5 protein-coding genes are annotated in these 2,974 nt (G+C 73.5%); 4 read left to right on the top strand and 1 reads right to left on the bottom strand.

What is annotated here, in order from left to right; all coding sequences use genetic code 11:
* Positions 1–213: hypothetical protein (locus AB0J09_RS60965; RefSeq protein WP_360713132.1), on the bottom strand; the 213-nt coding region annotated here is incomplete at its 3' end.
* Between the two features lie 43 nt (positions 214–256).
* Between AB0J09_RS60965 and AB0J09_RS60960 the strand changes: the two genes are divergently transcribed.
* The 4 genes from AB0J09_RS60960 to AB0J09_RS60945 all read left to right on the top strand — a co-directional run.
* Positions 257–409, top strand: coding sequence for a hypothetical protein (locus tag AB0J09_RS60960; RefSeq protein ID WP_360713129.1), 153 nt, complete (start codon positions 257–259; stop codon positions 407–409).
* A 2-nt stretch (positions 410–411) separates the two neighbouring features.
* A complete protein-coding gene (locus tag AB0J09_RS60955) occupies positions 412–954 on the top strand; it encodes a hypothetical protein (RefSeq protein ID WP_360713128.1) in 543 nt (180 codons plus the stop codon).
* Positions 955–1,072: 118 nt separating this feature from the next.
* The gene (locus AB0J09_RS60950) at positions 1,073–1,855 is read left to right on the top strand and encodes an aminoglycoside phosphotransferase family protein (RefSeq protein WP_360713126.1); all 783 of its coding nucleotides are present in this window, start codon (positions 1,073–1,075) and stop codon (positions 1,853–1,855) included.
* 92 nt (positions 1,856–1,947) lie between these two features.
* On the top strand, positions 1,948–2,974 hold a 1,027-nt coding region (locus AB0J09_RS60945), incomplete at its 3' end, for an NAD(P)-binding domain-containing protein (protein WP_360713123.1).

Raw genomic sequence — 2,974 nt, 5'->3', positions numbered from 1 at the left:
GTAGAGGAGCGGCAGCACCGTGACGAGCGAGGCCAGCCCGAGCAGGAGGTAGAGCAGCGGCGCTGGAGGCGACCAGCAGGAGGAGGCCAAGAACGCCGTCCTGGAGCAGCTCAGAGCCCTGTCCACCGCGCGGGCCCAGCGCACCGCCGACGCCGCCGCCACGCCTCCCGAGGGGCTGCTGGTCCTGACCATCCTCACCGGAGCGCTGGTCATCGTCTTCCCGTTCCTGGCAGGGGCCAGGCCGAAGGGGCTGGCGATGCTGCCGCTGCTGGCGACGGCGGCGCTGCTGGGCTTCGGCACGTACCTGACATGGGACATCTCCCACGCCTTCGCCGGGCCGCTGGCCGTCGGGCCGCAGGCGTTCCAGGGGGCGCTGCAGGAGTTCGCGCGCATCAGCGGGGGGATGTGAGCGTGGGCGTCAGGCGCGCGCCGCTGCTGCTGGCCGCGGCCCTGGCCGCTCTGGCCGTCGCGGGTCCCGCCGCGGCCGACCGGGAGCCGTGGCCCCGCCCGGTGCCGCAGGTGTCCGTACGCCCGCCCGCGCCCCCCAAAGGCGTCACTGTCGGGCCCACGGTGTCCGTGCCCCGGGTGCGGACCTGGCGGTCGCCGGCCCCCGGGGTGTCGATCTCGATGCCGCCCGGGAAGCGGCGGGCGGCGCCCGCGGTCACGCTGCCCCACGTGACGGTCTACCGGGACGGGGTGTGCACCAGCCGCGTCCAGGTGGGGGAGTGCCCGCGCAAGGTGCCGCGTCCGGTGCGACGGCCCGTGCCCTGGATGGCGCCCGTGCTCATGCCCACCCCCACCTCCACGCCGAAGGCGACTCCCCGGGCGCACTTCCAGCGCGCCGCGGCCGCGCCGACCCGTCGTAAGAGCCCGATGACCACCGTGCTGGTGATGGCCGTGCTGGTGTCGGCGATCACCTCGACGACGGCCGTGGCGTTCCGCTCCCGCCGCTGATCAGGGGGATGGCTTATTCGCGTGCCGCGTTCCGGCGCCGCATGGCACACTGTCCGCCGGGCTCGTCGATCTTCCTTCGGGCTCGGCGGTGTGTGCGGTGATCGGGAGAGAGGCAGCTGTGGCCGACGAAGAGGTGCTGACCGGCGGCGGCGTCAACCACGTGGTCAGGGTCGGAGACACCGTACGGCGCCCCGCGGGGGCGTGGACGCCGGCCGTTCACGCGCTGCTCGGTCACCTGGAGGCGCGCGGGTTCGACGGCGCACCCCGCTGCCACGGGATCGACGCCGAGGGGCGGGAGATCCTGGACTTCGTGCCCGGCGACGTTCCCAGCTATCCGCTGCCGGAGTGGACGCTGACGGACGAAGCGCTGGTGGCCGTCGGTGCGCTGCTGCGGGAGTACCACGACGCCACCGTGGGCTTCCCGATTCATCGGGACTTTTCGTGGTACCTCCCTCCGGTGGCGCCGGCGGAGGTGATCTGCCACGGGGACGCCGCCACGTACAACTGCGTCTTCCGCGAGGGGCTGCCGGTCGCGTTCATCGACTTCGACACGGCCCACCCGGGGCCGCGGGTCTGGGACGTGTCCTACGCCGCCTACCGCTTCGTGGCGCTCAGCGACCCCCGGCACGAGGGGGTGGGTTCGTGGCCGGTGGAGGAGCAGGCGCGGCGGCTGCGGGTGTTCGCCGACGCGTACGGGCTCGGGGACGCGGACCGGCACGCGCTGGTGTCCACCGCGCGGGCCCGGCTGGACCATCTGATACGCCTCATGTACGACCAGGCCGCCGCGGGCAACGAGGCCTTCGCGAGCCACATCGCCCGAGGCGACGATCGCTTCTACCGCACCGACATGGCGCACTTGGCCCGCCACGAGGCCACGTTCCGCTCCGCCCTCACGGCCTGACCCGGATGGTGCTCGAGGCGCCACACCGCGCCGGACGTGGGCTCTAACGGCCGGTGGGAAGACCTCGGTCCCCCCGGCGGTTTCACGTGATCGTGGAGAAGACCGAGGTAGTGGTGATCGGCGCCGGACAGGCGGGGCTGTCCGGCGCGTACTTCCTGCGCAGGTTCGGGTTCGAGCCGGTCGTGCTGGACGCGGGCGACGGGGCGGGAGGGGCGTGGCGCCACCGATCACCCTCACTCACCATGGACAAGGTGCACGGGATCTTCGATCTGCCGGGCGTGCCGCGTCACCCGGGTGTGGACGGCCGCCGTCCCGCCGCCGAGGTGGTCCCCGCGTACTACGCGGCCTACGAGGAGGAACTGGGGCTGGACGTCGTGCGGCCGGTGAAGGTCACCTCTATGCGGCGAGGCCGGGACGGTCGCCTGGTGCTCACGACGGACGCGGGGGACTGGTCGGCCCGGGCCGTGGTCAACGCGACCGGCACCTGGACCCGTCCGTACTGGCCCTACTACCCGGGCGCGGCCGGCTTCGAGGGGCGCCAGCTCCATTACGCGAGCTACCGCGGGCCCGAGGAGTTCAGAGGGCGGCACGTGATCGTGGTGGGCGGGGGAGCGTCGGCGATGCACGTACTGTCCGAGATCGCCGGGATCGCCGCCGGCACCGCCTGGGTCACCCGGCGCCCGCCCGTCTTCCGGGACGACGACTTCGGCGAGAACGCCCGACGCGAGGCCGTCGCCCTGGTCGAGGAGCGGGTCCGCGCCGGTCTCCCGCCGCAGAGCGTGGTGAGCGTCACGGGCCTGGGTTACAGCACGGTCGTACGCGAGGCCCTGTCGAAGGGCGTCCTGCAGCGCCTGCCCATGTTCCACCGCATCACCGGGCACGGCGTCACCTGGCCCGCGGACGAACCCCCGGCGACAGACCGGTTCCTGGCCGCGGACACGATCATCTGGGCCACCGGTTTCCGCTCCGCCCTGGACCACCTCGCGCCCCTGCACCTCCGGGAACCGGGCGGCGGGATCAAGGTGGACGGCACCCAGGTCGTGAAGGAACCGGCACTGCAGCTGGTCGGCTACGGCCCGTCCGCCAGCACCATCGGCGCCAACCGCGCCGGGCGCACGG

Source organism: Nonomuraea sp. NPDC049784 (assembly GCF_040659615.1).
Lineage (GTDB): Bacteria > Actinomycetota > Actinomycetes > Streptosporangiales > Streptosporangiaceae > Nonomuraea.
Note: the sequence above shows the minus strand (reverse complement) of the source record. Positions and strands in the feature narration are given on the sequence as shown.

What these genes read in the sequence shown, in the direction of transcription:
- AB0J09_RS60960 (WP_360713129.1), top strand. Translation starts at nt 257, where the DNA reads ATGCTGCCGCTGCTGGCGACGGCGGCGCTGCTGGGCTTCGGCACGTAC.